22 protein-coding genes are annotated in these 23,131 nt (G+C 72.8%); 20 read left to right on the top strand and 2 right to left on the bottom strand.

What is annotated here, in order from left to right:
* Positions 1-67: 67 nt before the first annotated feature.
* Genes infC through CCO04_RS14990 form a run of 9 tightly spaced genes read left to right on the top strand, consistent with a single transcriptional unit; the run spans position 68 to position 10,640 of the window.
* Positions 68-751: a translation initiation factor IF-3 gene (gene infC / locus CCO04_RS15030; protein ID WP_215815606.1), complete on the top strand. Its 684-nt coding sequence runs from the start codon at positions 68-70 to the stop codon at positions 749-751.
* A 54-nt stretch (positions 752-805) separates the two neighbouring features.
* Positions 806-1,000 carry a 50S ribosomal protein L35 gene (gene rpmI / locus CCO04_RS15025; RefSeq protein ID WP_028654205.1) on the top strand — a complete coding sequence of 65 codons (195 nt, stop codon included), beginning with the start codon at positions 806-808 and terminating at the stop codon, positions 998-1,000.
* Positions 1,001-1,041: 41 nt separating this feature from the next.
* Positions 1,042-1,428, top strand: coding sequence for a 50S ribosomal protein L20 (rplT, locus tag CCO04_RS15020; protein ID WP_215814967.1), 387 nt, complete (start codon positions 1,042-1,044; stop codon positions 1,426-1,428).
* Between the two features lie 5 nt (positions 1,429-1,433).
* A complete protein-coding gene (locus CCO04_RS15015) occupies positions 1,434-2,210 on the top strand; it encodes an RNA methyltransferase (RefSeq protein ID WP_215814966.1) in 777 nt (258 codons plus the stop codon).
* Between the two features lie 59 nt (positions 2,211-2,269).
* Complete coding sequence (locus CCO04_RS15010) at positions 2,270-3,298, top strand: ATP-binding protein (protein ID WP_308281239.1); 1,029 nt, start codon at positions 2,270-2,272, stop codon at positions 3,296-3,298.
* A gap of 4 nt (positions 3,299-3,302) precedes the next feature.
* The gene (locus CCO04_RS15005) at positions 3,303-3,905 is read left to right on the top strand and encodes a DinB family protein (RefSeq protein WP_215814965.1); all 603 of its coding nucleotides are present in this window, start codon (positions 3,303-3,305) and stop codon (positions 3,903-3,905) included.
* A gap of 45 nt (positions 3,906-3,950) precedes the next feature.
* Positions 3,951-5,048 carry a phenylalanine--tRNA ligase subunit alpha gene (pheS, locus tag CCO04_RS15000; RefSeq protein ID WP_215814964.1) on the top strand — a complete coding sequence of 366 codons (1,098 nt, stop codon included), beginning with the start codon at positions 3,951-3,953 and terminating at the stop codon, positions 5,046-5,048.
* A 1-nt stretch (position 5,049) separates the two neighbouring features.
* On the top strand, positions 5,050-7,533 hold the full coding sequence (gene pheT, locus CCO04_RS14995; protein WP_215814963.1) for a phenylalanine--tRNA ligase subunit beta: 2,484 nt from the start codon (positions 5,050-5,052) through the stop codon (positions 7,531-7,533).
* Positions 7,530-10,640 carry an AAA family ATPase gene (locus tag CCO04_RS14990; protein WP_308281340.1) on the top strand — a complete coding sequence of 1,037 codons (3,111 nt, stop codon included), beginning with the start codon at positions 7,530-7,532 and terminating at the stop codon, positions 10,638-10,640. The genes pheT and CCO04_RS14990 overlap by 4 nt, the downstream gene beginning before the upstream one ends.
* 4 nt (positions 10,641-10,644) lie before the next feature.
* Here CCO04_RS14990 and CCO04_RS14985 read toward each other — a convergent pair whose 3' ends face one another.
* Positions 10,645-11,487, bottom strand: a complete 843-nt coding sequence (locus tag CCO04_RS14985; RefSeq protein WP_215814961.1) for an ABC transporter permease — start codon at positions 11,485-11,487, stop codon at positions 10,645-10,647.
* Positions 11,487-12,494 (bottom strand): ATP-binding cassette domain-containing protein, encoded by a 1,008-nt coding sequence (locus CCO04_RS14980; RefSeq protein WP_215814960.1) that lies wholly within the window; start codon positions 12,492-12,494, stop codon positions 11,487-11,489. The genes CCO04_RS14985 and CCO04_RS14980 overlap by 1 nt, the downstream gene beginning before the upstream one ends.
* Before the next feature lie 102 nt (positions 12,495-12,596).
* Between CCO04_RS14980 and argC the strand changes: the two genes are divergently transcribed.
* The 11 genes from argC to CCO04_RS14925 are packed head-to-tail and all read left to right on the top strand — an operon-like array spanning position 12,597 to position 22,766.
* Positions 12,597-13,643: an N-acetyl-gamma-glutamyl-phosphate reductase gene (gene argC / locus CCO04_RS14975; protein ID WP_215814959.1), complete on the top strand. Its 1,047-nt coding sequence runs from the start codon at positions 12,597-12,599 to the stop codon at positions 13,641-13,643.
* Positions 13,640-14,044 carry an ACT domain-containing protein gene (locus tag CCO04_RS29240; protein ID WP_215814958.1) on the top strand — a complete coding sequence of 135 codons (405 nt, stop codon included), beginning with the start codon at positions 13,640-13,642 and terminating at the stop codon, positions 14,042-14,044. The genes argC and CCO04_RS29240 overlap by 4 nt, the downstream gene beginning before the upstream one ends.
* Before the next feature lie 31 nt (positions 14,045-14,075).
* Positions 14,076-15,227: a bifunctional glutamate N-acetyltransferase/amino-acid acetyltransferase ArgJ gene (argJ, locus tag CCO04_RS14965; RefSeq protein ID WP_215814957.1), complete on the top strand. Its 1,152-nt coding sequence runs from the start codon at positions 14,076-14,078 to the stop codon at positions 15,225-15,227.
* Positions 15,224-16,147, top strand: a complete 924-nt coding sequence (gene argB, locus CCO04_RS14960) for an acetylglutamate kinase (protein ID WP_215814956.1) — start codon at positions 15,224-15,226, stop codon at positions 16,145-16,147. The genes argJ and argB overlap by 4 nt, the downstream gene beginning before the upstream one ends.
* Complete coding sequence (locus tag CCO04_RS14955; RefSeq protein WP_257759322.1) at positions 16,144-17,337, top strand: acetylornithine transaminase; 1,194 nt, start codon at positions 16,144-16,146, stop codon at positions 17,335-17,337. Before argB ends, CCO04_RS14955 begins: the two co-directional genes overlap by 4 nt.
* Positions 17,334-18,266 (top strand): ornithine carbamoyltransferase, encoded by a 933-nt coding sequence (argF, locus tag CCO04_RS14950; RefSeq protein WP_215814955.1) that lies wholly within the window; start codon positions 17,334-17,336, stop codon positions 18,264-18,266. Before CCO04_RS14955 ends, argF begins: the two co-directional genes overlap by 4 nt.
* Positions 18,267-18,270: 4 nt before the next feature.
* Complete coding sequence (locus CCO04_RS14945) at positions 18,271-18,795, top strand: arginine repressor (RefSeq protein WP_215814954.1); 525 nt, start codon at positions 18,271-18,273, stop codon at positions 18,793-18,795.
* Between the two features lies 1 nt (position 18,796).
* Positions 18,797-20,227 (top strand): argininosuccinate synthase, encoded by a 1,431-nt coding sequence (gene argG / locus CCO04_RS14940; RefSeq protein WP_215814953.1) that lies wholly within the window; start codon positions 18,797-18,799, stop codon positions 20,225-20,227.
* 1 nt (position 20,228) lies between these two features.
* Positions 20,229-20,702: an NUDIX hydrolase gene (locus tag CCO04_RS14935; protein WP_215814952.1), complete on the top strand. Its 474-nt coding sequence runs from the start codon at positions 20,229-20,231 to the stop codon at positions 20,700-20,702.
* A complete protein-coding gene (argH, locus tag CCO04_RS14930) occupies positions 20,699-22,129 on the top strand; it encodes an argininosuccinate lyase (RefSeq protein WP_215814951.1) in 1,431 nt (476 codons plus the stop codon). Before CCO04_RS14935 ends, argH begins: the two co-directional genes overlap by 4 nt.
* 22 nt (positions 22,130-22,151) lie before the next feature.
* The gene (locus CCO04_RS14925) at positions 22,152-22,766 is read left to right on the top strand and encodes a DNA-3-methyladenine glycosylase (RefSeq protein ID WP_215814950.1); all 615 of its coding nucleotides are present in this window, start codon (positions 22,152-22,154) and stop codon (positions 22,764-22,766) included.
* Positions 22,767-23,131: the final 365 nt, after the last annotated feature.

Here is a 23,131-nt window from a genome sequence, read left to right as displayed (position 1 = left end):
TGACTAGCGGGAGCCACTTTCGCGTTTTGCGGCTGCTGAGCTCCTACCGTTCGAATTTGGAGGACACATCAGCACCGAGCTGCGCATCAACGAGCGGATCCGGGTTCCCGAGGTCCGTCTCGTGGGACCCAACGGCGAGACCGTCGGCATCGTCCCCACCGACCAGGCCCTCAAGCTCGCGCAGGAGGCCGACCTGGACCTGGTGGAGATCGCCCCGATGGGCAAGCCGCCCGTCTGCAAGCTCATGGACTACGGGAAGTTCAAGTACGAGAACGCCCAGAAGGCCCGTGAGGCGCGACGGAACCAGACCAACGTCATCATCAAGGAGATGAAGCTCCGGCCCAAGATCGACGCGCACGACTACGAGACCAAGAAGGGTCACGTCGTTCGCTTCCTCAAGGCCGGCGACAAGGTCAAGATCACCATCATGTTCCGCGGCCGCGAGCAGCACCGCCCCGAGCTGGGCTACCGGCTGCTGCAGAAGCTGGCCGAGGACGTCCAGGAGCTGGGCTTCGTGGAGTCCAACCCCAAGCAGGACGGCCGCAACATGACCATGGTCATCGGCCCGCACAAGAAGAAGGCCGAGGCCAAGGCCGAGGTCAAGGCGGCCAAGGAGGAGCGGCGCGCCGAGCGCGAGGCCGAGGCTGCCGCCGACGCCGCCGCCCAGGCTGAGCGCGTCGCCGTGAAGCCGGCCGCTCAGAAGAAGGAGCGGGGTCGCTCCGAGAACCTCGACCCCGAGATCGACGCCTGAGCGTCGCGCCTGAGCGCCTGAGACGTACACACAGCAACGAGAGATAGAGACGAGATGCCGAAGAACAAGACGCACTCCGGTGCCAGCAAGCGGTTCAAGGTCACCGGCAGCGGCAAGATCCTTCGCGAGAAGGCCGGCAAGCGCCACAACCTCGAGAAGAAGGCCTCCAAGGTCACCCGCCGCCTGACCGGCACCGTCGAGGTCGCCAAGAACGACGTCCCGCGCGCGAAGAAGATGCTCGGTCTCTGACCAGCCGCTTTCGTACCTAGCACCACACAAGGAGTAAGAAGATGGCACGCGTCAAGCGCGCAGTGAACGCGGCGAAGAAGCGTCGTACCACCCTCGATCGGGCCAGCGGCTACCGCGGCCAGCGCTCGCGGCTGTACCGCAAGGCCAAGGAGCAGGTCACCCACTCGCTGGTCTACAGCTACAACGACCGGCGCAAGAACAAGGGCAACTTCCGCCGCCTGTGGATCCAGCGGATCAACGCGGCCGCTCGCGCCGAGGGCCTGACCTACAACCGCTTCATCCAGGGTCTGAACCTGGCCGGCATCGAGGTCGACCGCAAGATCCTCGCCGACCTCGCGGTCAACGACCCGGCCGCCTTCTCGGCGATCGTGGCGCAGGCCAAGGCCGCGCTGCCCGAGGACGTCAACGCGCCCCAGGTCTCCGCCTGAGTCACATGACGGACCCCCTGACCGCGGGCAACTCCCGCGTGAAGGAAGCCCGGAAGCTCAGCCGCCGCTCGGTGCGAACCGAGCGGCGGCTCTTCCTTGCCGACGGCCCGAAGGCCGTCGAGGGCGCCCTCGCGGTGCCCGGTTGCGTCGTGGAGGTCTTCGCGACGCCGGCCGCCGCCCAGCAGTACGACGTCCTGCTCGGCACCGCCCCGCTGACCCTGGTCGACGAGCGGGCGATGAGCGGCCTGAGTGACAGCGTGAACCCGGCCGGCCTGGTCGCGGTGTGCCGCTTCCTCGACAACGAGCGGATCCCGACCCCGCTGCTCATGACGATCTGCGCCGACGTGCGCGACCCCGGCAACGCCGGCACGGTCATCCGCACCAGCGACGCCGCCGGCGCCGACTGCGTCGTGCTGGCCGGTGACTCCGTCGACCCCTACAACCCCAAGACCGTGCGGGCCAGCGTCGGCAGCCTCTTCCACGTCCCGATCGAGGTCGAGCGCGACGCGGCGACCGCCGTGCGGCGCGCCCAGATCGCGGGCCTGACCGTGCTGGCCGCCGACGGCGAGGGCGAGGTCGACCTGTTCGGCGCCGAGGACCTGCTCGCCCGGCCCACCGCCTGGCTGTTCGGCAACGAGGCCTGGGGTCTGCCGCCCGAGCTGGCCGAGCTGGCCGACCACCGGGTCCGGATCCCGATCCTGGGCGCGGCGGAGTCGCTCAACCTCGCCACGGCGGCCGCGGTCTGTCTCTACGCCAGCGCCCGCGCCATGATGAACGGGTGAACACCCCGCGGCGTTCTTCTCCTCCGCTTCGCTCCCCCGAACAACGCCGCGGGGACCCCGTGAGCGACCCCCTCGACCTGCTCCCCGACGGCGTCGTCGTGGCCGGCCCGGACGGCCGGGTCACCGCGATCAACACGGTCGGCGCGCGGATGCTCGGCACCGGAGCGGAGGCCGTCGGCCGCCCGCTCGACGAGGTGCTCGCGCTCTCCGACCACGAGGCGCTCGCGTGGACGGCGGTCAACACGCCGTACGACGGGCTCTCGACCCGGACCGGCGTGCCCGAGCAGTCCTGGCTGCTGCCCGACGGCACCGAGGTCCTGGTCACCGCCCGGCTCCACCGCGCCGAGCGCGGCGGACCGGTCGGCGCGGTCGCCGTCAGCCTGCGCTCGGGCCGCGGCCGGGCCCGGCTCGACCGGGACCGCTCCGACCTCGTCGCCACCCTGGCCCACGAGCTGCGCTCGCCGCTGACCGGCGTCAAGGGCTTCGTGCACGCGCTGCTCAACCGCTGGGACAAGCTCACCGACGAGCAGAAGCGGCTCATGCTCACCACCGCCGGCGCGGACGCCGACCGGCTCAGCCGGCTCATCACCGAGCTGCTCGACGTGGCCCGCATCGACACCGGCCGGCTCCAGCTGCACCGCCGGCCCACCGACCTCGGGGCCAAGGCGGACCGGGTCGTGCAGTCGCTGGGCGTGGTCACCTCGACGCCGATCGAGCTGGCCGTCGACGACGACCTGCCGCCGGTCGACGCCGACCCGGACAAGGTGATGCAGGTGCTCACCAACATCGCCGAGAACGCGGTGCGCCACGGCAGCGGCACCGTCCGGATCCACGTCGGCACCTGGGCCGAGGACGCGTCGTACGTCGCGGTGACGGTGACCGACGAGGGCGACGGGATCGCGCCCGAGCTGCGTCAGCGCATCTTCACCAAGTTCTGGACCGAGGGCACCGGCGGCGGCTCCGGCCTCGGGCTCTACATCGTGCGCGGCCTGGTCCGGGCCCACGGCGGCACCATCGTGGTCGACGACCGGCCTGGGGGCGGCGCGCGCCTGGTGACCACCTGGCCCCGGGTTCCGGCGGCACAATGAGGTCATGACCGCGCTCCCGCCGCCCGCCGTCGTCCTCCGCAAGTACCTCGCCAGCGCCCGCACCGCGTTGGTCTGGAAGCTGGAGGGCCTGGGGGAGCGGGACCTGCGGCTGCCGCGCACCCCGACGGGCACCAGCCTGCTCGGGATCGTGCTCCACTGCGCCAACGTCGAGATCGGCTACTTCGGCCCGACCTTCGCGCGTGCGTGGCCCGAGCCGCTGCACCCGGCGCTCATCCCCGACGACGCCTACGACACCGACCCCCAGGCCGACTGGACCGTCCCCGCCGACCTGCCCGCGGCCGAGCTGGTCGCCTTCTACGCACGCGTGGGGGAGTTCGCCGACGCGGCCTTCGACGAGCTCGCGCTCGACGCCCCCGGACGCGTCCCGTGGTGGCCCGAGGGACGCGCCGAGACCACCCTGCACGAGGTCGCCGTGCACGTGCTGAGCGACCTCCACCGGCACGCCGGGCACGCCGACGTGCTGCGCGAGATGATCGACGGCGCGGCCGGGATGCGGCCCGGGATGACCAACGTCCCGGACGCCGTCGACTGGCCCGCACAGGTCGCCCGGCTGACCGCCATCGCCGAGCGCTTCCCCCCGGAGTGAATACCGGTTCGCGGTCGGGACCCTCCCCTTCCTAGACTTGCGCCGATGTCTGGCCCGAATACTGACTACGACCCTGTGGAGGTCGCCGCCGTGAGCCCTGCCGAGCTCGAGGCCGCGCGCGACGCCGCGCTGGCCGCGATCGCCGCCGCCACCGACCTCGAGCAGCTCAAGGCGGTGCGCAGCGAGCACGCCGGCGACCGCTCGCCGCTCGCGCTGGCCAACCGGGAGATCGGTGCGCTGCCGCCCCAGGCCCGCAAGGAGGCCGGCCAGCGGGTCGGCCAGGCCCGCGGTGCGGTCAACCAGGCGCTCGCCGCGCGCACCGAGGTGCTCGAGGCCGAGCACGAGGCGCGCATCCTGGTCGAGGAGGCGGTTGACGTCACGCTGCCCACCGACGAGGAGCCGGTGGGCGGGCGGCACCCGCTGACCACCGGCGCCGAGCTGATCGCCGACATCTTCGTCGCGATGGGCTGGGAGGTCGCCGAGGGTCCGGTCATCGAGGCCGAGTGGCTCAACTTCGACGCGCTCAACCTGGGCCCGGACCACCCGGCGCGCACCATGCAGGACACCTTCTGGACCGAGCCGGCCGACCACCACGTCGTGCTGCGCACCCACACCAGCCCGGTCCAGGCGCGCACCATGCTGACCCGCCAGCCCCCGATCTACGTCGTGTGCCCGGGCCGCGTCTTCCGCACCGACGAGTACGACGCCACCCACTCGCCGATGTTCCACCAGGTCGAGGGCCTCGCGATCGACGAGGGCATCTCGATGGCCCACCTCAAGGGCACGCTCGACCACTTCGCGAGCCAGATGTTCGGTGAGGGCATCACGACGCGGTTCCGGCCGTCGTACTTCCCGTTCACCGAGCCGTCGGCCGAGGTCGACCTGATCTGCTTCGTGTGCCGCGGCGTCGACTCCGACGCCTGCCGCACCTGCCGCGGCGAGGGCTGGATCGAGTGGGGCGGCTGCGGCATCGTCAACCCGCGCGTGCTCCAGGCCTGCGGCGTCGACTCCGAGCGCTACTCGGGCTTCGCCTTCGGCATGGGCATCGACCGGACGCTGATGTTCCGTCACGGCCTCGAGGACCTGCGCACGCTCTTCGAGGGCGACGTGCGCTTCACCACCGCTTTCGGAAGCGAGCTCTGACATGAAGGCCCCTGTCTCCTGGATCCGGGAGCTCGTCGACCTGCCGGCCGAGGTCACCACCGAGGTGCTGACCGACCGGCTGACCGCGCTCGGTCTCAAGCTCGAGGGCATCCACGCCGCGGGCGCCGAGATCCGCGGCCCGCTGGTCATCGGCAAGGTGCTCACCAAGGAGCCCGAGCCGCAGAAGAACGGCAAGACGATCAACTGGTGCACCGTCGACGTCGGTGACGCCAACGGCACCGGTGAGCCCCAGGGCATCGTCTGCGGCGCCCACAACTTCGAGCCCGGCGACCTCGTCGTCGTCATCCTCCCCGGCGGTGCGCTGCCGGGCGGCTTCGAGATCTCCGCGCGCAAGACCTACGGCCACGTCTCGGCCGGGATGATCTGCTCGGTGCGCGAGCTCGGCATCGGCGAGGACCACGACGGCATCCTGGTGCTGCCCGCCGACGCCGGTGCGCCCGGCGACGACGTCTTCGGCCTGCTCGGGCTCGACGAGGAGGTCATCGAGTTCGAGATCAACCCCGACCGGGCCTACGCGCTCTCGCTGCGCGGCGTGGCCCGCGAGGCGGCGCTCGGCTTCGGCGTCCCGTTCACCGACCTCGCCGAGCGCACGCTGCCCGAGGCCGACGGCAAGGCCTGGGAGGTCGTCGTCGACGACCCGGCCGGCTGCCCGGTCTTCGCCGCGCGCCTGGTCAGCGGCTTCGACCCGGCCGCGCCCACCCCCGACCACATCAAGCAGCGCGTCGAGCAGGCCGGCATGCGCTCGATCTCGCTCGCCGTCGACATCACCAACTACGTGATGCTCGAGCTCGGTCAGCCGATCCACGGCTACGACGCCGACAAGGTCGCGGGCGCGCTCGGCGTACGCCGGGCCCGGGAGGGCGAGAAGCTCACCACGCTCGACGACGCCGTCCGCACGCTCAGCACCGAGGACCTCGTCATCACCGACGACTCCGGCCCGATCGGCCTGGCCGGCGTCATGGGCGGCGCGACCACCGAGATGTCGGCGACCACGACCCGGATCCTGGTCGAGGCCGCGCACTGGGACGCCACCTCGATGTTCCGCACCGGCCGGCGCCACAAGCTGACCTCCGAGGCCGGCAAGCGCAACGAGCGCGGCGTCGACCCGCTGCTGCCCGCCGTCGCCGCCGACCGCGTGGTCGAGCTGCTCGTCGAGCACGGGGGAGCCACGGCCGAGCCGGGCGCCACGCTCGTCGGCACCGCGCCCCAGCGCGCGGCGATCACCATCGCCACCGACCTGCCCGCGCGCCTGAGCGGCATCGAGATCTCCGCGATGACCACCGTCGAGAACCTCCGCGCGATCGGCGCCACGGTCACCGAGCTCGAGGCCGGCACGATCGAGGTCGTCCCGCCGAGCTGGCGTCCCGACCTCAACGACCCCTACGACCTGGTCGAGGAGGTCGTCCGGATCGTCGGCTACGACCAGGTCCCGAGCGTGCTGCCGCGCCGGGCCACCGGCCGCGGCCTGACCCGCACCCAGCGGCTGCGCCGCCGGGTCGGGCGCACCCTCGCCGGGGCCGGCCTGGTCGAGGTGGTGAGCTTCCCGTTCGTCGGCGAGGCCACCTTCGACAAGCTCGGCCTGCCGGCCGGCGACCCGCTGCGGACCACGGTCGGCCTGGCCAACCCGCTCTCCAGCGAGGAGCCCGCCTACACCACGACGCTGCTGCCGGGCCTGCTCGACGCGGCCGGGCGCAACCTCGGCCGCGGCGCCCCCGGCGTCGCGCTCTTCGAGACCGGCACCGTGGCCTTCCCGGCCGACAACGGCCCGGCCCCGATCTACGGCGTGCACACCCGCCCGTCCCCGGCCGAGCTCGAGAAGCTCGTCGAGGCGCTCCCGCTCCAGCCGCAGCACCTCGCCGTCGTCCTCGCGGGCGAGCGGCGCCGCTCCGGTTGGTGGGGTGCGGGTGCCGACGCCGCGTGGAGCGACGCCCTGGCCGTCGTACGACGTCTGGCGGGCGAGCTCGGCGTCACCGTCGAGGTCGCCTCGGCCAACCGGATGCCGTGGCACCCGGGCCGGTGCGCGGTCGTGTCGATCGCCGGGGTCCAGGTCGGCCACGCCGGTGAGCTGCACCCGACGGTGTGCCGCTCCTACGGCCTGCCGGCCCGCAGCGCCGCGGTCGAGCTCGACCTCGACGCGCTGATGGCCGCCGCCACCGACGTCACCCCGGGGCCGACGTTCTCGACGATGCCGCTGGCCAAGGAGGACGTCGCGCTCGTCGTCGACGACGCCGTCACCGTGGCCGCCGTCGAGGCGGCGCTGCGCGAGGGCGCCGGCGAGCTGCTCGAGACGGTGCGGCTCTTCGACGTCTACACCGGCGAGCAGATCGGTGCCGGCAAGAAGTCGCTGGCCTTCGCGCTGCGCTTCCGGGCTCCCGACCGCACCCTCACCGAGGCCGAGACCGGTGCCGCGCGCGATGCCGCCGTCGCCCGGGCCGCCGAGCTGACCGGAGCGGTGCAACGCTGAGCGCCGGGCCGCGGCTGCGGCTGGCCGACGAGGTCACCTGGGACGGCGCGGCCGTCCCCGGTGAGCGCACCCGCGTCCTCCTCGCCGTGCTGGCCGAGGCCCGCGGCAAGGCCGTGGGCGAGGAGCGCCTGATCGAGGAGATCTGGGGCGACGAGCCGCCGGCCAACCCGACCAAGGCCCTCCAGGTCGTGGTCTCCCGGGCCCGCTCGGCCACGGCCGCCGAGGTCGTCGAGCGCGCCGGGCACGGCTACCGGCTCGCGCTCGACACCGGGGACGTCGACGTCTGGACCCACGACCACGCGGTCGAGGCCGCCCGCCGGGCCGCCGCCGCGGGGGCCTGGAGCGAGGCCGTCGCCCACCTGCCCCACCTCGACGGCCGGCCCGCGCTGGCCGGCCGGATCCTGTCCGCGCTGGGCCGCCACGACGAGGCGCTCCCGCTGCTCGAGGCGGCCGGCACCGGCACCGGTACCGGCGCCGGCGCTCGCGAGGACGCCCGCGACGACGCCTGCCTGGCGGCGCTGCTGCGCAGCGAGGCCGCCGTCCGCGGCGTGCCGGCCGCGCTCGCCCGCTACGAGACCTACCGCGCGGGCCTGGCCGACCGGCTCGGCGTCGACCCCTCGCCCGAGCTCCAGGCGCTCCACGCCGAGCTGCTGCTGCGCGACCGCCCGGTCCGCTCCGGGCTGAGCCACTACGCCAGCAGCCTGGTCGGCCGCGACGACGACCTGACCCGGCTGCGCGCGCTCGTCCGCACCCACCGCGTGGTCTCGATCGTGGGCCCCGGTGGTCTGGGCAAGACCCGGCTGGCCCAGCTGGTCGCAGCCGAGGCCGAGCAGCCGGTGGTCCACGTGGTCGAGCTCGTCGGTGTCGTCGACCCGGCCGACGTCGTCTCCGAGGTGGGCTCGGTGCTCGGCGTGCGCGACTCGGTCCACGGCCGCAAGGTGCTGACCCCCGAGCAGCAGCGCGACGTCCGCTCCCGGATCGCCCAGCAGCTCGACCAGGCCCCGGCCCTGCTGGTCCTCGACAACTGCGAGCACCTGGTCGAGGCGGTCGCCGACCTGGTCGCCTTCCTCGTCGCGGTCACCCCCTCCCTGCGGGTGCTGACCACGACCCGTGCGCCGCTGGCGATCACCGCCGAGCACGTCTTCGAGCTGAGCCGGCTCGGCGCGGCCGACGCGAGCGACCTGTTCCGGCAGCGCGCGCTCGCCGCACGCCCGGGCGTCGCCCTGCCCGAGGCCGCCGTCGCCGAGATCGCCGAACGTCTCGACGGCCTGCCGCTGGCCATCGAGCTGGCCGCGGTCAAGGTCCGGGCGATGTCGGTCGGCGACATCGCGACCCGCCTCGAGAACCGGTTCGCGCTGCTGCGCGGCGGCGACCGCAGCGCCCCCGACCGGCACCAGACCCTGCTCGCCGTCATCGACTGGTCCTGGAACCTCCTCGCCGACCGCGACCGCCGCGCGCTGCGCCGGCTCTCGGTCTTCCACGACGGGTTCACCCTCGACGCGGCCGAGTCGATGCTCGGCGCCGACGCGCTCGTCAGCGTCGAGGAGCTCGTCGCCCAGTCGCTGCTGACCCTGGTCGACGCCGGTGCCGGCGCGCCGCTGCGCTACCGGATGCTCGAGACCGTCCGCGAGTTCGGCCGGATGCAGCTGGTCGACGCGGGCGAGGAGGCCGCCGCCCAGCGCGACCACCGCGACTGGGCGCTCGCCGTCGCCGACCGGTTCGGCGCGCGGCTCTTCACCCGCGACCAGGTCGCCACCGTCGACGCGATCGCGATCGAGGAGAACAACCTCGCCGACGCCCTGCGCCGGGCCCTGGCCGGGCCCGACCCCGACGCGGTCGCCTCGCTGATGGCCGCCCTCGGCGGCTTCTGGAGCATCCGCGGCGAGCACGCCCGCGTGATCATGCTCTGTGAGGCCGTCTCCGCCGTCCTGAGCGAGGTGCCGGCCGCGCCCGAGCGCGCCGACCAGACCCGGGCGGCGCTGTGCCTGACCCTGGTCAACTCGTGGATCGCCCAGCTCGACGTCCTCGACGACCTGCTCGCCGAGCTCGCCCGCCTCGGCCCCGGTACGACGAGCCCCCGCGTCGCCGCGATGACCACCGTCGTCCTCGGCGCGAGCGCCCCGGCGGCCAGCCCGCTGCTCTCGCCCTCCGACGCGCTGATCCACGACCCCGACCCGCTTGTCCGCGGTGTCGCGCTCCAGTGGCGCAGCCACGAGCGCGAGAACATCGGCGACCCCGAGGCGGCCATCGAGGCGGCCGAGGAGGCGCTGGTGCTCGCCACGGACGACGGCGGTCCCTGGACCCGGGCCGTGCTCCACGCCCAGCTGGCCGGGCTCTACAGCCAGGTCGGGCGCCTCAGCGCCGCCGAGCCGCACGCGCGGGCCGCCGTACCGATCCTGGTGCGGCTGGGTGCCCACGAGGACGCGCTCCAGGCGATGACCGTCGCTGCGGTCGCCTGGATCGAGCGCGGCGACCCCGATGCCGCCGAGCGCGTGCTCGACGAGGTGCTGGCGCGCACCGACCTCGTCTCCGGCGGCGGCGGTCAGGTCGGCGCCCGCGGCACGCTCCTGGTCACCCAGGCCGAGATCGCGTTCGCCCGCGGCCAGGTCGACGAGGGCTGCCGGATCGTCGAGCAGGCCGCCGAGGCGATGGCCGCGGTCCGGTTCCCGGGGATGGGCATCGACACCGACATCGCGCCGTGGCGGATCTACGGCAACACCGTGGCGATCCTGGCGTTCGCGCTCCACGACCGCCCGGCCCAGGGCCGCGAGCTCTACCGCTGGCTCGTGGCGGCGCTGCCGCGGGTCCTCGACCGCGACCGGACCTTCGTCGACGTACCGGTCGTCGGGCTGATGCTCTTCGCCTTCGGCACCTGGGCCCTGAGCTTCGGCACCCTGCGCCCGGCCGAGGCGGTCCGGGTGCTGACGCTGGCCGAGCGGATGTCCTACCCGCGCTTCGTGCCCTCGCTGTCCTGGGACCGCGCGGTGGCCCGCTGCGAGGAGGCGGCCCCCGGCGAGCTCGCCCTCCTCGCCGCCGAGTACGGCGAGCGCCGCGGGCCCGACCTGATGGACGAGACCCGCGACGTCGTCGCTCGCTTGCTGGGCTGAGGCCTCAGATCTTGCGCGAGTAGGACCGCACCGCCAGCGGCGCGAAGATCGCGACCACCACGGCGCAGCCGAGCAGCGCCCAGCCGACCTCGGCGGTGACCTGGCCCTCGTTGATCAGGTCACGGCACGCGGTGACCACGTGCGAGACCGGGTTGACCTTGACGAACGCCTCCAGCCAGCCCGGCAGCGACTCGGCCGGGACGAAGGCGTTGGACAGGAAGGTCAGCGGGAACATGATCATCATCGAGATGCCCTGCACCGCCTGGGCGGAGCGGGCCACGGTGCCGAGCCAGGTGAAGATCCAGGCCAGCGACCAGGCCGCGACGATGGTGAGCAGCCAGCCGCCCAGGGTGCCGAGGAAGCCGCCGCCGGGCCGGAAGCCCATCGCGATGCCGACCAGGATGGTCAGGGTCGCGGCGATCATGTAGCGGATGACGTCGGCCAGCGCGGGGCCGGCCAGCGGCGCGATCCGGGCGATCGGCAGCGACCGGAACCGGTCGAAGACGCCCTTGTCCATGTCCTCGCGCAGCTGGGTGCCCATCGCCATGCAGGTGGTGAGCGCGGTCTGGGCGAGGATGCCGGGGATGATCAGCGGCAGGTAGTCCTTGACGCTGCCCGAGATCGCGCCGCCGAAGATGTAGGCGAACATCGCGGTGAACAGCAGCGGCTGGATCGTGACGTCGAAGAACTGCTCCGGGTTGCGGCGCATCTTTTTGGTCGCGCGCCAGGCCATCGCCAGGGTCTGGTCGATGGTCTCGCGCAGGGACGGGCGGCTCGCCAGCTCCTCCGGTACGACGACCGCGCGGGCGGCCAGGGGAGTCCGGGGGCTGTCGGTGAGGGCGGTCATCAGGCCACCTCCTCGTTCTCGTGCTCGTGCTCGGTGGACTCGCTGTGGTGCCCGGTCAGGGCGAGGAAGACCTCGTCCAGCGTGGGCTGGCGCACGGTCGCGGTGGTGATGGACAGCTCGGCCTGGCGCAGCGCGATGAGCACGTCGCCGGCCCCGTCGGCGTTGGCGAGCGGGACGTTGAGCCCGCCGGCCTCCGGGGTGAGCACCGGCGCCTCGCCGAGCGCGCGCTCGACGACCGCGGCCGCGGCGGCGGTCTGGGTCCGGTCGGTGAGCCGCAGGTGCAGGGTCGAGGAGCCGACGCCGGCCTTGAGCTGCTCCGGCGTGCCCTCGGCGACCTTGCGGCCGGCGTCGATGACGGCGATCCGGTCGGCGAGCTGGTCGGCCTCGTCGAGGTACTGGGTGGTGAGCAGGATCGTGGAGCCCTGTGCGACCAGCTCGCGGATGGTGTCCCACATCTGGCCGCGGGTGCGCGGGTCGAGACCCGTGGTCGGCTCGTCGAGGAAGATCAGCGGCGGGCGCGAGATCAGCGACGCGGCGAGGTCGAGCCGGCGCCTCATGCCGCCGGAGAAGTTCTTGATCTGCCGGGTCGCGGCCTCGGTCAGCCCGAAGCGCTCCAGCAGGTCGGCCGCGATCGTGCGCGCGGCCGGCGGGCGGTGGCCCAGCAGCCGGGCGAACAGCACGAGGTTCTCGGTCGCGGTGAGGTTCTCGTCGACCGAGGCGTACTGACCGGTGACCCCGAGCAGCTGCCGGATCCGGTGCGGCTGGCCGGCGACGTCGACGCCGAAGATGGACGCGCGCCCGCTGTCGATCGGCAGCAGGGTCGCGAGCATGGAGAGCATGGTGGTCTTGCCGGCGCCGTTGGGTCCGAGCACGCCGAAGACCTCGCCGCGCGCGACCTGCAGGTCGACGCCGTCGACGGCGCGGAAGTCGCCGAAGGTCTTGACCAGGCCCGTCGCGTCGACCGCGAGGTCACCGCGGGGCGCCGGGGGGTGGAGGTTGTCGTTCATGGGCCCTAGCCTGGGAGCACCCGGTTTCAGTTCGGCTTCACCGGATCCGCGGGCGCTTTCAGCGGGCCCCTTTCGCGACTTCATGCAGGGTCTTGTATATTCATGCACATGAGCAAGGTGAAGGTCGCCGTCGCCGGCGCCAGCGGGTACGCCGGAGGCGAGGTGCTGCGGCTGCTGCTGGGTCACCCCGGCGTCGAGATCGGTGCGGTCACCGCGGGCAGCAACGCGGGGGAGCGGCTCGGTGCCCTCCAGCCGCACCTGCTGCCGCTGGCCGACCGGGTGCTCGATCCGACCACCGTCGAGGTGCTCGCCGGGCACGACGTCGTCTTCCTCGGCCTGCCGCACGGCCAGTCCGGTGCCCTCGCCGAGGCGCTCTCCGCGCGCGACCCCGCCGTGGTGGTCGTCGACTGCGGTGCTGACTTCCGGCTCGAGGACGCCGCCGTGTGGGAGCGGTTCTACGGCAGCCCCCACGCCGGCACCTGGCCCTACGGGCTGCCCGAGCTGCCCGGCAACCGGGACCTGCTCCGCGGCGCCCGGCGGGTCGCCGTACCGGGGTGCTACCCGACGATCTCCTCGCTGACCCTCGCCCCCGCGGTGGCCGCAGGTCTCGTCGTACCGGACGTCGTGGTGGTCGCCGCCTCCGGCACCAGCGGCGCCGGCAAGGCCGCCAAGCCGCACCTGCTCGGCAGCGAGGTCATGGGCAACACGAGCGCCTACGGCGTGGGCGGCGTGCACCGGCACACCCCCGAGATCACCCAGAACCTCGGCCGGCTCACCGACGCCGAGGTCAAGGTCAGCTTCACGCCGCTGCTCGTCCCGATGGCCCGCGGCATCCTCGCCACCTGCTCGGCCCCGCTGGCCGCGCCGGTGAGCGCCGAGGAGGCGCACGCGGTCTACGCCAAGGCCTACGCCGACGAGCCCTTCGTCCACGTCCTGCCCGCAGGACAGTGGCCCCAGACCCAGGCGGTGCTCGGCTCCAACGCCGTGCATCTCCAGGTGACCGTCGACGCGGCGGCCGGCCGGCTCGTCGCCGTCGGCGCGATCGACAACCTCGCCAAGGGCACCGCCGGCGCCGCCGTGCAGTGCATGAACCTCGCCCTGGGTCTCGACGAGACCACGGGCCTGACGACGGTAGGACTGGCCCCGTGACCGAGCAGCAGACCTTCTCCCTCTCGCGCTTCCCCGAGACCCTCGCGATCGTCCGGCTGGCGCCGGGCGCGGAGATCCCGGAGTGGGCCGAGTCGTCGTCCATCTTCTCGATCACCGCGACCGCGACCGAGACCTCGCTCATCTGCGCGGGCCGCAGCGTCCCCAAGAAGGCGCGCCACCGCAAGCCCTACACGGCGTTCAGCGTCGACGGGGTGCTCGACCTCGACCAGGTCGGCGTGCTGCTGGCGCTGCTGACGCCGCTGGCCGACGAGGAGATCAGCGTGCTGACGCTCTCGACCCACGACACCGACTGGATCCTGGTGCCCACCGCCAAGGCGGACCGGGCGGAGGAGGCGTGGCGACGATCGGGGCACACCGTCGCCCCCGCCGTCCCCGTCTGAACCTCCGCACCGCAAAGGAACCACCCGCACCATGAGCGTCACCCATCCCGCCGGCTTCGTCGCCGCCGGCGCCGCCATCGGCCTGAAGTCGAGCGGCAACAAGGACTTCGCCCTCGTCGTCAACCAAGGCCCCACCTTCGACTCCGCCTCGGTCTTCACCAGCAACCGCTGCAAGGCCAACCCGGTCCTGTGGAGCGAGCAGGTCGTCAAGGACGGCGTCGTGCGCGCGGTCGTCCTCAACTCCGGCGGCGCCAACTGCTACACCGGCCCCGAGGGCTTCCAGACCACCCACCAGGTCGCGGAGAAGGTCGGCGAGCTCGTCGGCATCGCCGCCGGTGACGTGGTCGTCTGCTCGACCGGCCTGATCGGGCTGGTCAACGACCGCCAGACGCTGCTCGACGGCGTCGCCACCCTCCAGGCCCGGCTCTCCGCCGACGGCGGCGACGACGCGGCCGAGGCGATCATGACCACCGACACGGTCTCCAAGCAGGTCGTCGTCGAGGGGGCCGGTTGGTCCATCGGCGGCATGGCCAAGGGCGCCGGCATGCTCGCGCCCGCGCTGGCCACCATGCTCGTGGTGATCACGACCGACGCCGTCGTACCGGCTGCCGACCTCGACACCGCGCTCCGCGCCGCCACCCGGGTCTCGTTCGACCGGCTCGACTCCGACGGCTGCCAGTCCACCAACGACACCGTCACCCTCATGGCCAGCGGCGCCTCCGGCGTGACGCCGAGCCTGGCCGAGCTGACCGCGGCGCTGACCGAGGTCTGCCGCTCGCTGGCGGTCCAGCTCCTCGCCGACGCCGAGGGCGCGGACCACGAGATCGCCATCACCACCGTCAACGCGGCCAGCGAGGACGACGCGGTCGAGGTCGGCCGCAGCGTCGCGCGGAGCAACCTGTTCAAGGCCGCCGTCTTCGGCAAGGACCCCAACTGGGGCCGCGTCCTCGCCTCCGTCGGTACGACGCAGGCCGCGTTCGACCCGGCGAACCTCGACGTCGCGATGAACGACATCTGGGTCTGCCGCAACAGTACCCCCGCCGAGGACCCCGCACTGGTCGACCTGTCGGGCCGCAAGGTCACCGTCACCATCGACCTCAAGGCCGGCGACGCCGAGGCCACGGTGTGGACCAACGACCTCACCCACGCCTACGTCCACGAGAACAGCGCGTACTCCTCATGACCGAGACTCCTGGCAAGCCCGACCCGTTCAAGGCCGAGACCCTCGCCGGGGCGCTGCCCTGGCTCAAGGCCTACCACGGCAAGGTCGTCGTCATTAAGTACGGCGGCAACGCCATGACCGACGAGACCCTCAAGCGCGCGTTCGCCGAGGACATCGCCTTCCTGCGCTTCGCCGGCTTCCGCCCGGTCGTCGTGCACGGCGGCGGTCCCCAGATCTCCCAGATGCTCGACCGGCTCGGCATCGAGTCCGAGTTCCGCGGCGGCCTGCGGGTGACCACGCCCGAGGCGATGGACGTCGTCCGGATGGTCCTCGTCGGCCAGGTCCAGCGCGAGCTGGTCGGCCTGATCAACGAGCACGGCCCGCTCGCGGTCGGCCTGTCCGGCGAGGACGCCGGTCTCTTCACCGCCGAGCAGACCGGCACGGTCGTCGACGGCGAGGAGGTCGACCTCGGCCTCGTCGGCGAGGTGGCCCAGGTGCGGCCCGAGGCGGTCCTCGACCTCATCGAGGCCGGCCGGATCCCGGTCGTGTCCAGCGTCGCGCCCGACGCCGACGGCGTCGTCCACAACGTCAACGCCGACTCCGCGGCCGCCTCGCTGGCCGCCGCGCTCGGCGCCGAGAAGCTCCTCGTGCTCACCGACGTCGAGGGTCTCTACCTCGACTGGCCGGACCCCGAGGAGGTCATCGGCGAGATCAGCCCCGAGGCGCTCGAGGAGATCCTCCCGTCGCTGGCCAGCGGCATGATCCCCAAGATGAGCGCGTGCCTGCAGGCCGTGCGCGACGGCGTCAAGCGCGCGACCGTCGTCGACGGCCGCCAGGCGCACGCCGTCCTGCTCGAGCTCTTCACCGACGAAGGCGTCGGCACCCAGGTGCTGCCCGGCGTCACGACCAAGACCCGCAAGGCCCGGGAGGCCCTGAAGTGACCACCACGACCGAGTGGACCGAGCGGTACGCCGGCTCCCTCATGAACACGTTCGGCCCGCCCAAGACGGTTCTGGCCCGCGGCGCGGGCGCCCACGTCTGGGACGCCGACGGCCGCGAGTACGTCGACCTGCTCGGCGGGATCGCCGTCAACGCCCTCGGCCACGCCCACCCGCGTCTGGTCGCGGCGGTGACCGAGCAGCTGCAGACCCTCGGCCACATCTCGAACTTCTTCGCCAGCGGCCCCCAGATCACGCTCGCCGAGCGGCTCGTGGGCCTGCTCGGCGCCGACGCGCGGGTGTTCTTCACCAACTCCGGCACCGAGGCCAACGAGGCGGCGCTCAAGCTGACCCGTCGTACCGGCCGGACCCGGATCGTCGCGACCGAGGGCTCCTTCCACGGCCGCACCATGGGGGCGCTCGCGCTGACCTCCAAGGAGGCCTACCGCGCGCCCTTCGAGCCGCTGCCCGGTGAGGTCGTGTTCGTGCCCTACGGCGACGAGGCCGCGCTCGCGGCCGCCGTCGACGACACCACGGCCGCCGTCCTGGTCGAGCCGATCCAGGGCGAGGCCGGCGTGATCGTGCCGCCGCGGAGCTACCTGCCCGCCGCCCAGCGCATCGCCCACGAGCACGGCGCGCTGCTCTGGCTCGACGAGATCCAGACGGGCGTCGGCCGGACCGGCACCTGGTTCGCCCACCAGAACCCCGCGCTCGTCGACGCCCCGGTCGTGCCCGACATCGTCACGCTCGCCAAGGGCCTGGCCGGCGGCATCCCGATCGGCGCCTGCCTGGCGACCCACGGCTCCGGCAAGCTCTTCGACCCGGGCAACCACGGCACGACCTTCGGCGGCAACCCGGTCGCCGCGGCGGCCGCGCTCGCCGTCCTCGACGTGCTCGCCGAGGACGACCTGCTCGCCCGCGCCACCGCGCTCGGCGCCCGGCTCCAGCAGGGCACCGGCGCCGACCCCCGCGTGGTCGAGACCAGGGGAGCGGGCCTGCTCGTCGGGCTCACCCTGGCCGAGCCCAAGGCCGCCGAGGTCGTCGCGGCCGCCCAGGACGCCGGCTTCATCCTCAACGCGGCCACCCCCGAGCGGATCCGGATGGCGCCGCCCTTCGTCCTCACCGACGCCGACACCGACGCGTTCCTCGCGGCCTGGCCCGCGATCCTCGACCAGGCGGGGGTGAGCGCATGAGCACCCGCTCCTTCCTGCGCGACGACGACCTCAGCCCGGCCGAGCAGGCCGAGGTCCTGGCGCTCGCGGCCCGGCTCAAGGCCGAGCCCTACGACCACCAGCCGCTCGCCGGTCCGCGCACCGTCGCGATGATCTTCGACAAGCCGACCCTGCGCACCCAGGCCTCGTTCGCCGCGGGCATCGCCGAGCTCGGCGGGCACCCGATGCTCGTCGACGGCACGCTGGCCGGCATCGGCAAGCGTGAGTCGGTCGCGGACGTCACCCGGGTGCTCGACCGCCAGGCCTCCCAGATCGTGTGGCGCACCTACGCCCAGGCCAACCTCGACGACATGGCCGCCCACTCCGGCGTCCCGGTGATCAACGCGCTCACCGACGACTTCCACCCGTGCCAGCTGCTCGCCGACCTGCTCACCATCACCGAGCACAAGGGCGAGCTCGCCGGCCTGACCGCGGCCTTCCTCGGCGACGGTGCCTGCAACATGGGCAACTCCTGGCTCCTGGCCGGCGCCACCGCGGGCATGCACATCCGGATCAGCGGCCCCGAGGGCTACGTCCCCTCCGACGAGATGTTCGCCCGGGCCAACGAGATCGGCGCCGCCACCGGCGGCTCCGCCACGGCGATCGGCGACCCGCTCGCGGCCGTCACCGGCGCCGACGTGGTCATCACCGACACCTGGATCTCGATGGGCAAGGAGGACGAGGCCTCCACCCGCCGCGCGGTCTTCGGGCCCTGGTCGGTGACGCCCGCGCTCGTCGCCGCGGCCAACACCGACGCGATCGTGATGCACTGCCTCCCGGCGTACCGCGGGGTCGAGATCGCCGCCGAGGTCATCGACGGCCCCCAGAGCGTCGTGTGGGACGAGGCCGAGAACCGCCGCCACGCGCAGAAGGCGATCATGACCTGGCTGCACGAGAAGGCGCAGGCCTGAGCCGATGAGCGAGCACGCCCTGACCCCGATGACCAAGAACGCCCGGCAGGCGATCGTCGTCGAGCTCCTGGAGACCCGCGAGGTGCGGTCCCAGCAGGAGCTCGCCGACCTCCTGGGCGCTCGGGGCGTGCACGTCACCCAGGCCACGCTGAGCCGCGACCTCGTCGAGCTCGACGCGGTCAAGGTGCGCTCGGCCAGCGGCGGCCTCGTCTACGCCGTACCGGCCGAGGGAGGCGACCGGACCCCGGTCACCGGCGAGAGCGCCGCCTCGCAGCACCGGCTGTCCCGGCTGGCCTCCGAGCTGCTCGTCAGCGCCGAGGCCAGCGCCAACCTCGTCGTCCTGCGCACCCCTCCGGGAGCGGCGCAGTTCCTCGCCAGCGCCATCGACAAGGTGGAGCTCGGCGACGTCCTCGGCACCATCGCCGGCGACGACACCGTGCTCGTCATCGGGCGCGATCCTGCCGGGGGAGACGCCCTGGCCCACAAGTTCACCGCTCTCGCCGAAGGCGACACCCGAAAGGATTCATGAGTTGAGCAAGGTCCTGACCTCCCTGCCTCAGGGAGAGCGCGTCGGTATCGCCTTCTCCGGCGGCCTCGACACCTCCGTCGCGGTGGCCTGGATGCGCGACAAGGGCGCCATCCCGTGCACCTACACCGCCGACATCGGCCAGCCCGACGAGCCGGACATCGCCGGCGTCCCCGTCCGCGCCCGCGAGTACGGCGCCGAGATCGCCCGCGCGGTCGACATCAAGCCCCAGCTGGTCGAGGAGGGTCTCGCCGCGCTCGCGTGCGGTGCCTTCCACATCCGCTCCGGCGCCAAGGCCTACTTCAACACCACCCCGCTCGGCCGCGCCGTGACCGGCACGATGCTCGTGCGCGCCATGCAGGCCGACGACGTCAACATCTGGGGCGACGGCTCGACCTACAAGGGCAACGACATCGAGCGGTTCTACCGCTACGGCCTGATGGCCAACCCCGAGCTGCGGATCTACAAGCCCTGGCTCGACGCCGACTTCGTCGCCGAGCTCGGTGGGCGCCACGAGATGAGCGAGTGGCTCGTCGCGCACGGCCTGCCCTACCGCGACTCCACCGAGAAGGCCTACTCCACCGACGCCAACATCTGGGGCGCGACCCACGAGGCCAAGACCCTGGAGCACCTCGACGTCTCGCTCGAGACCGTCGAGCCGATCATGGGCGTGAAGTTCTGGGACCCCTCGGTCGCCATCGAGACCGAGGACGTCGCCGTCACGTTCGAGGCCGGCCGACCGGTCGCCCTCAACGGCAAGCGGTACGACGACGCGGTGGCCCTGGTCGACGAGGCCAACCGGATCGGCGGACGCCACGGCCTGGGCATGTCCGACCAGATCGAGAACCGGATCATCGAGGCCAAGTCCCGCGGCATCTACGAGGCGCCCGGCATGGCGCTGCTCTTCGCGGCGTACGAGCGGCTGCTCAACGCGATCCACAACGAGGACACGCTCGCCAACTACCACCTCGAGGGCCGCAAGCTCGGCCGGCTGCTCTACGAGGGCCGCTGGCTGGACCCCCAGGCGCTCATGCTGCGCGAGTCGATCCAGCGCTGGATCGCCTCGCTCGTCACCGGCACCGTCACCCTGCGCCTGCGCCGCGGCGACGACTACACGATCCTCAAGACCGACGGCCCGAACTTCTCCTACCACCCCGAGAAGCTCTCGATGGAGCGCGTCGAGAACGCCGCCTTCGGCCCGACCGACCGGATCGGCCAGCTCACCATGCGCAACCTCGACATCGCCGACAGCCGCGCCAAGCTCGAGCTGTACGCCGGCCAGCCCCTCGACCAGGGCACCGTCCTGGTCGAGAACGGCACGCTCTTCGGTGAGCTTCCGGCCGGTGGCTACGACCAGATCACCGCCAACCCCGACGGCGGCGACGAGGGCGAGGCGATCCTCGAGGAGGCCGCCATGGAGCTCGGAACCGACTGACATGCACCACGAGCCGACCCGGCGCACGGTGGCGCGGGTGCTCCCGGTCAGCAGCGCGGGCACCGTCCTGCTGCTGCTCGGCTGCGACCCCGCGGTGCCCGAGGTGCGCTACTGGTTCACCATCGGGGGAGCGGCCGACGCGGGGGAGTCCCTCGCCGCGGCCGGCGCCCGCGAGCTGCGCGAGGAGACCGGCATCGCCGTGGACCCCGCGCGGCTGGGTGAGCCGTTCGGCACGTTCGAGGTGGAGTTCTCCTGGGACGGGCGCGACTACGTCAACGAGTCGACGTTGTTCGCGCTCGCCCTGGAGGAGACGCCGATCAGCTTCGCGGGTCTCGACCAGCTGGAGTCGCAGTCGATCTTCGACGCCGCCTGGTGGACCCCCGACGATCTCGACCACGACGGCCGCGCGGTGGACCCGCGGCTGATCGACCAGATGCGGGCGGCGATCGCGCACGTCCGGGGAGGAACGTCATGAGTACCAACACCGGCAAGCTCTGGGGCGGACGCTTCGAGGGCGGTCCCTCGCCGGAGCTCGACGCGCTCTCGCGCTCGACGCACTTCGACTGGCGCCTGGGCCTCTACGACATCGCCGGCTCCCACGCCCACGCCAAGGCGCTCGGTGCCGCGGGCCTGCTCACCGCCGACGAGGAGGCGACGCTGCACGCCGGGCTCGACGCCCTCGCCGCACGCTTCCGCGACGGCTCGCTGCGGCCCGACCCCTCCGACGAGGACGTGCACGGTGCGCTCGAGCGGCTCCTCATCGAGGAGGTCGGTCCCGAGGTCGGCGGCAAGCTGCGCGCGGGCCGGTCGCGCAACGACCAGATCGCCACGCTCTTCCGCTGCTACCTGCTCGACCACTCGGTGACCGTGGCCGGCCTGGTGCTCGACCTCGTCGACGCCCTGGCCGCCCAGGCGGACACGCACCTGACCTCGGTCGACGGGGGAGCGGCGATCATGCCGGGGCGCACCCACCTCCAGCACGCCCAGCCGGTGCTGCTCTCGCACCACCTGCTCGCCCACGCGTGGGCACTGCTCCGCGACGTCGAGCGCCTCGGCGACTGGCGGCGGCGGGTGGCCGGCGACTCGCCGTACGGATCGGGGGCGCTGGCGGGCCAGAGCCTCGGCCTCGACCCCGAGCTGGTCGCCCGCGAGCTCGGCTTCACCGGCTCCACGGCCAACTCGATCGACGGCACGGCCTCGCGCGACTTCGTCGCCGAGTTCGCCTTCGTGGCCGCGCAGACCGGCATCGACATCAGCCGGATCGCCGAGGAGGTCATCCTCTGGGCGACCAAGGAGTTCGGCTTCGCGACGCTCCACGACTCCTGGTCGACGGGGTCGAGCATCATGCCCCAGAAGAAGAACCCCGACATCTCCGAGCTCGCCCGCGGCAAGGCCGGTCGCCTGGTCGGCAACCTGGCCGGCCTGCTCACCACGCTCAAGGCGCTCCCGCTCGCCTACAACCGGGACCTCCAGGAGGACAAGGAGCCGGTCTTCGACTCCGTCGACACCCTCGAGGTGCTGCTGCCCGCGTTCACCGGGCAGATGGCGACCCTCGTCTTCGACACCGCCCGGATGGGCGAGCTCGCCCCCCAGGGCTTCTCGCTCGCCACCGACATCGCGGAGTGGCTGGTCAAGCAGGGAGTGGCCTTCCGGATCGCCCACGAGCTGGCCGGTGCCTGCGTGCGTGAGTGCGAAGGGCTCGGCATCGAGCTCGACGAGCTCAGCGACGAGCAGTTCGCTGCCATCTCACCGCACCTCACGCCCGACGTGCGCAGCGTCCTGACCGTCGAGGGCTCCGTCGCCTCGCGCGACGGTCGCGGCGGTACGTCGCCCGTCCGGGTCACCGAGCAGCTCGCCGAGCTGCGCTCTCGCGTCTCCGACGCCCGCACCGCCCTGGCCTGAGTCCCGGACCCCGCCCGGAACCATGTCGCTCGCCGAGCAGCTGGCGGCGCCGCCCCTCGAGGTGGCGCCCCGGCTGCTCGGTGCCGTTTTGCGCCACGGCGCGGTCGCCGTACGGCTGACGGAGGTGGAGGCCTACGCCGGCGCCACCGATCCCGGCTCCCACGCCTACCGCGGCCGGACCCGGCGCAACGCCACCATGTTCGGCCCCGCCGGCCGGCTCTACTGCTACCTCAGCCACGGCATCCACATCTGCGCCAACGTCACCGTGGGGGAGGAGCACGGCCCGGGCGCCGTCCTGCTCCGCGCCGGCGAGGTCGTCGCCGGCCTCGACCTCGCGCGCGAACGTCGTCCCGGTTCCTCCGATCGCGACCTCGCCCGCGGCCCCGGTCGTCTCGGCCGGGCCCTCGGCCTCACCCTCGCCCTTGACGGCGCCGCCCTCGACGGCACGGACCTCGACGTCGGCGACCTCCGGCTCGAGCTGCCGGACCAGCCGGTCCCGGCCTCCGTCGTACGGACCGGGCCGCGGACCGGCCTGCGCCGGGCCAGCGACCGCCCCTGGCGCTCGTGGATCGACGGCGATCCCACCGTCTCCGCCTATCGACGCCACCCCCGCGCCGAGGGTCCCGAACCCTCCTGAGGGGGTCTCCGGGAGCGCATTTCACGCTCGGAGAACCCCCTCCGGACGTGGGGGGACCCCCCGATTTGCAACCCGGCCGCCATGTGTTGGTAATGTTCTTCCTGCCGGGCCACGCGGCAGAAAAACTTCGGGCCAAGGTCCTAGACCTAGCCAAACGAAGTTTCGTCGTGTGCCCAGCACCCGGGGCTCGCCCCACCCAGACACTCCGGCCGAACAGGTGGAGTTGACGGGGGGAAACGAACCGGGTAAGGTTTCACAGGTTGCCCCGCGACTTAAGCCCACCAGGGTGAGAGCGCGAGAGCGTGTGATGTTTGAGAACTCAACAGTGTGTCATGCAAATAGATTGTTGTGACGTTTGTGCGTCC

The organism is Pimelobacter sp. 30-1 (assembly GCF_018831735.1).
In the GTDB taxonomy this organism is placed as follows: domain Bacteria; phylum Actinomycetota; class Actinomycetes; order Propionibacteriales; family Nocardioidaceae; genus Nocardioides.
Note: the sequence above shows the minus strand (reverse complement) of the source record. Positions and strands in the feature narration are given on the sequence as shown.

What these genes read in the sequence shown, in the direction of transcription:
- pheT (WP_215814963.1), top strand. Translation starts at nt 5,050, where the DNA reads ATGAAGGCCCCTGTCTCCTGGATCCGGGAGCTCGTCGACCTGCCGGCC.
- rpmI (WP_028654205.1), top strand. Translation starts at nt 806, where the DNA reads ATGCCGAAGAACAAGACGCACTCCGGTGCCAGCAAGCGGTTCAAGGTC.
- CCO04_RS14945 (WP_215814954.1), top strand. Translation starts at nt 18,271, where the DNA reads ATGAGCGAGCACGCCCTGACCCCGATGACCAAGAACGCCCGGCAGGCG.
- argB (WP_215814956.1), top strand. Translation starts at nt 15,224, where the DNA reads ATGACCGAGACTCCTGGCAAGCCCGACCCGTTCAAGGCCGAGACCCTC.
- argF (WP_215814955.1), top strand. Translation starts at nt 17,334, where the DNA reads ATGAGCACCCGCTCCTTCCTGCGCGACGACGACCTCAGCCCGGCCGAG.
- CCO04_RS14935 (WP_215814952.1), top strand. Translation starts at nt 20,229, where the DNA reads ATGCACCACGAGCCGACCCGGCGCACGGTGGCGCGGGTGCTCCCGGTC.
- pheS (WP_215814964.1), top strand. Translation starts at nt 3,951, where the DNA reads ATGTCTGGCCCGAATACTGACTACGACCCTGTGGAGGTCGCCGCCGTG.
- CCO04_RS14985 (WP_215814961.1), bottom strand. Translation starts at nt 11,487, where the DNA reads ATGACCGCCCTCACCGACAGCCCCCGGACTCCCCTGGCCGCCCGCGCG.
- argC (WP_215814959.1), top strand. Translation starts at nt 12,597, where the DNA reads ATGCACATGAGCAAGGTGAAGGTCGCCGTCGCCGGCGCCAGCGGGTAC.
- argJ (WP_215814957.1), top strand. Translation starts at nt 14,076, where the DNA reads ATGAGCGTCACCCATCCCGCCGGCTTCGTCGCCGCCGGCGCCGCCATC.
- CCO04_RS15015 (WP_215814966.1), top strand. Translation starts at nt 1,434, where the DNA reads ATGACGGACCCCCTGACCGCGGGCAACTCCCGCGTGAAGGAAGCCCGG.
- CCO04_RS15005 (WP_215814965.1), top strand. Translation starts at nt 3,303, where the DNA reads ATGACCGCGCTCCCGCCGCCCGCCGTCGTCCTCCGCAAGTACCTCGCC.
- rplT (WP_215814967.1), top strand. Translation starts at nt 1,042, where the DNA reads ATGGCACGCGTCAAGCGCGCAGTGAACGCGGCGAAGAAGCGTCGTACC.
- CCO04_RS14925 (WP_215814950.1), top strand. Translation starts at nt 22,152, where the DNA reads ATGTCGCTCGCCGAGCAGCTGGCGGCGCCGCCCCTCGAGGTGGCGCCC.
- CCO04_RS14980 (WP_215814960.1), bottom strand. Translation starts at nt 12,494, where the DNA reads ATGAACGACAACCTCCACCCCCCGGCGCCCCGCGGTGACCTCGCGGTC.
- argH (WP_215814951.1), top strand. Translation starts at nt 20,699, where the DNA reads ATGAGTACCAACACCGGCAAGCTCTGGGGCGGACGCTTCGAGGGCGGT.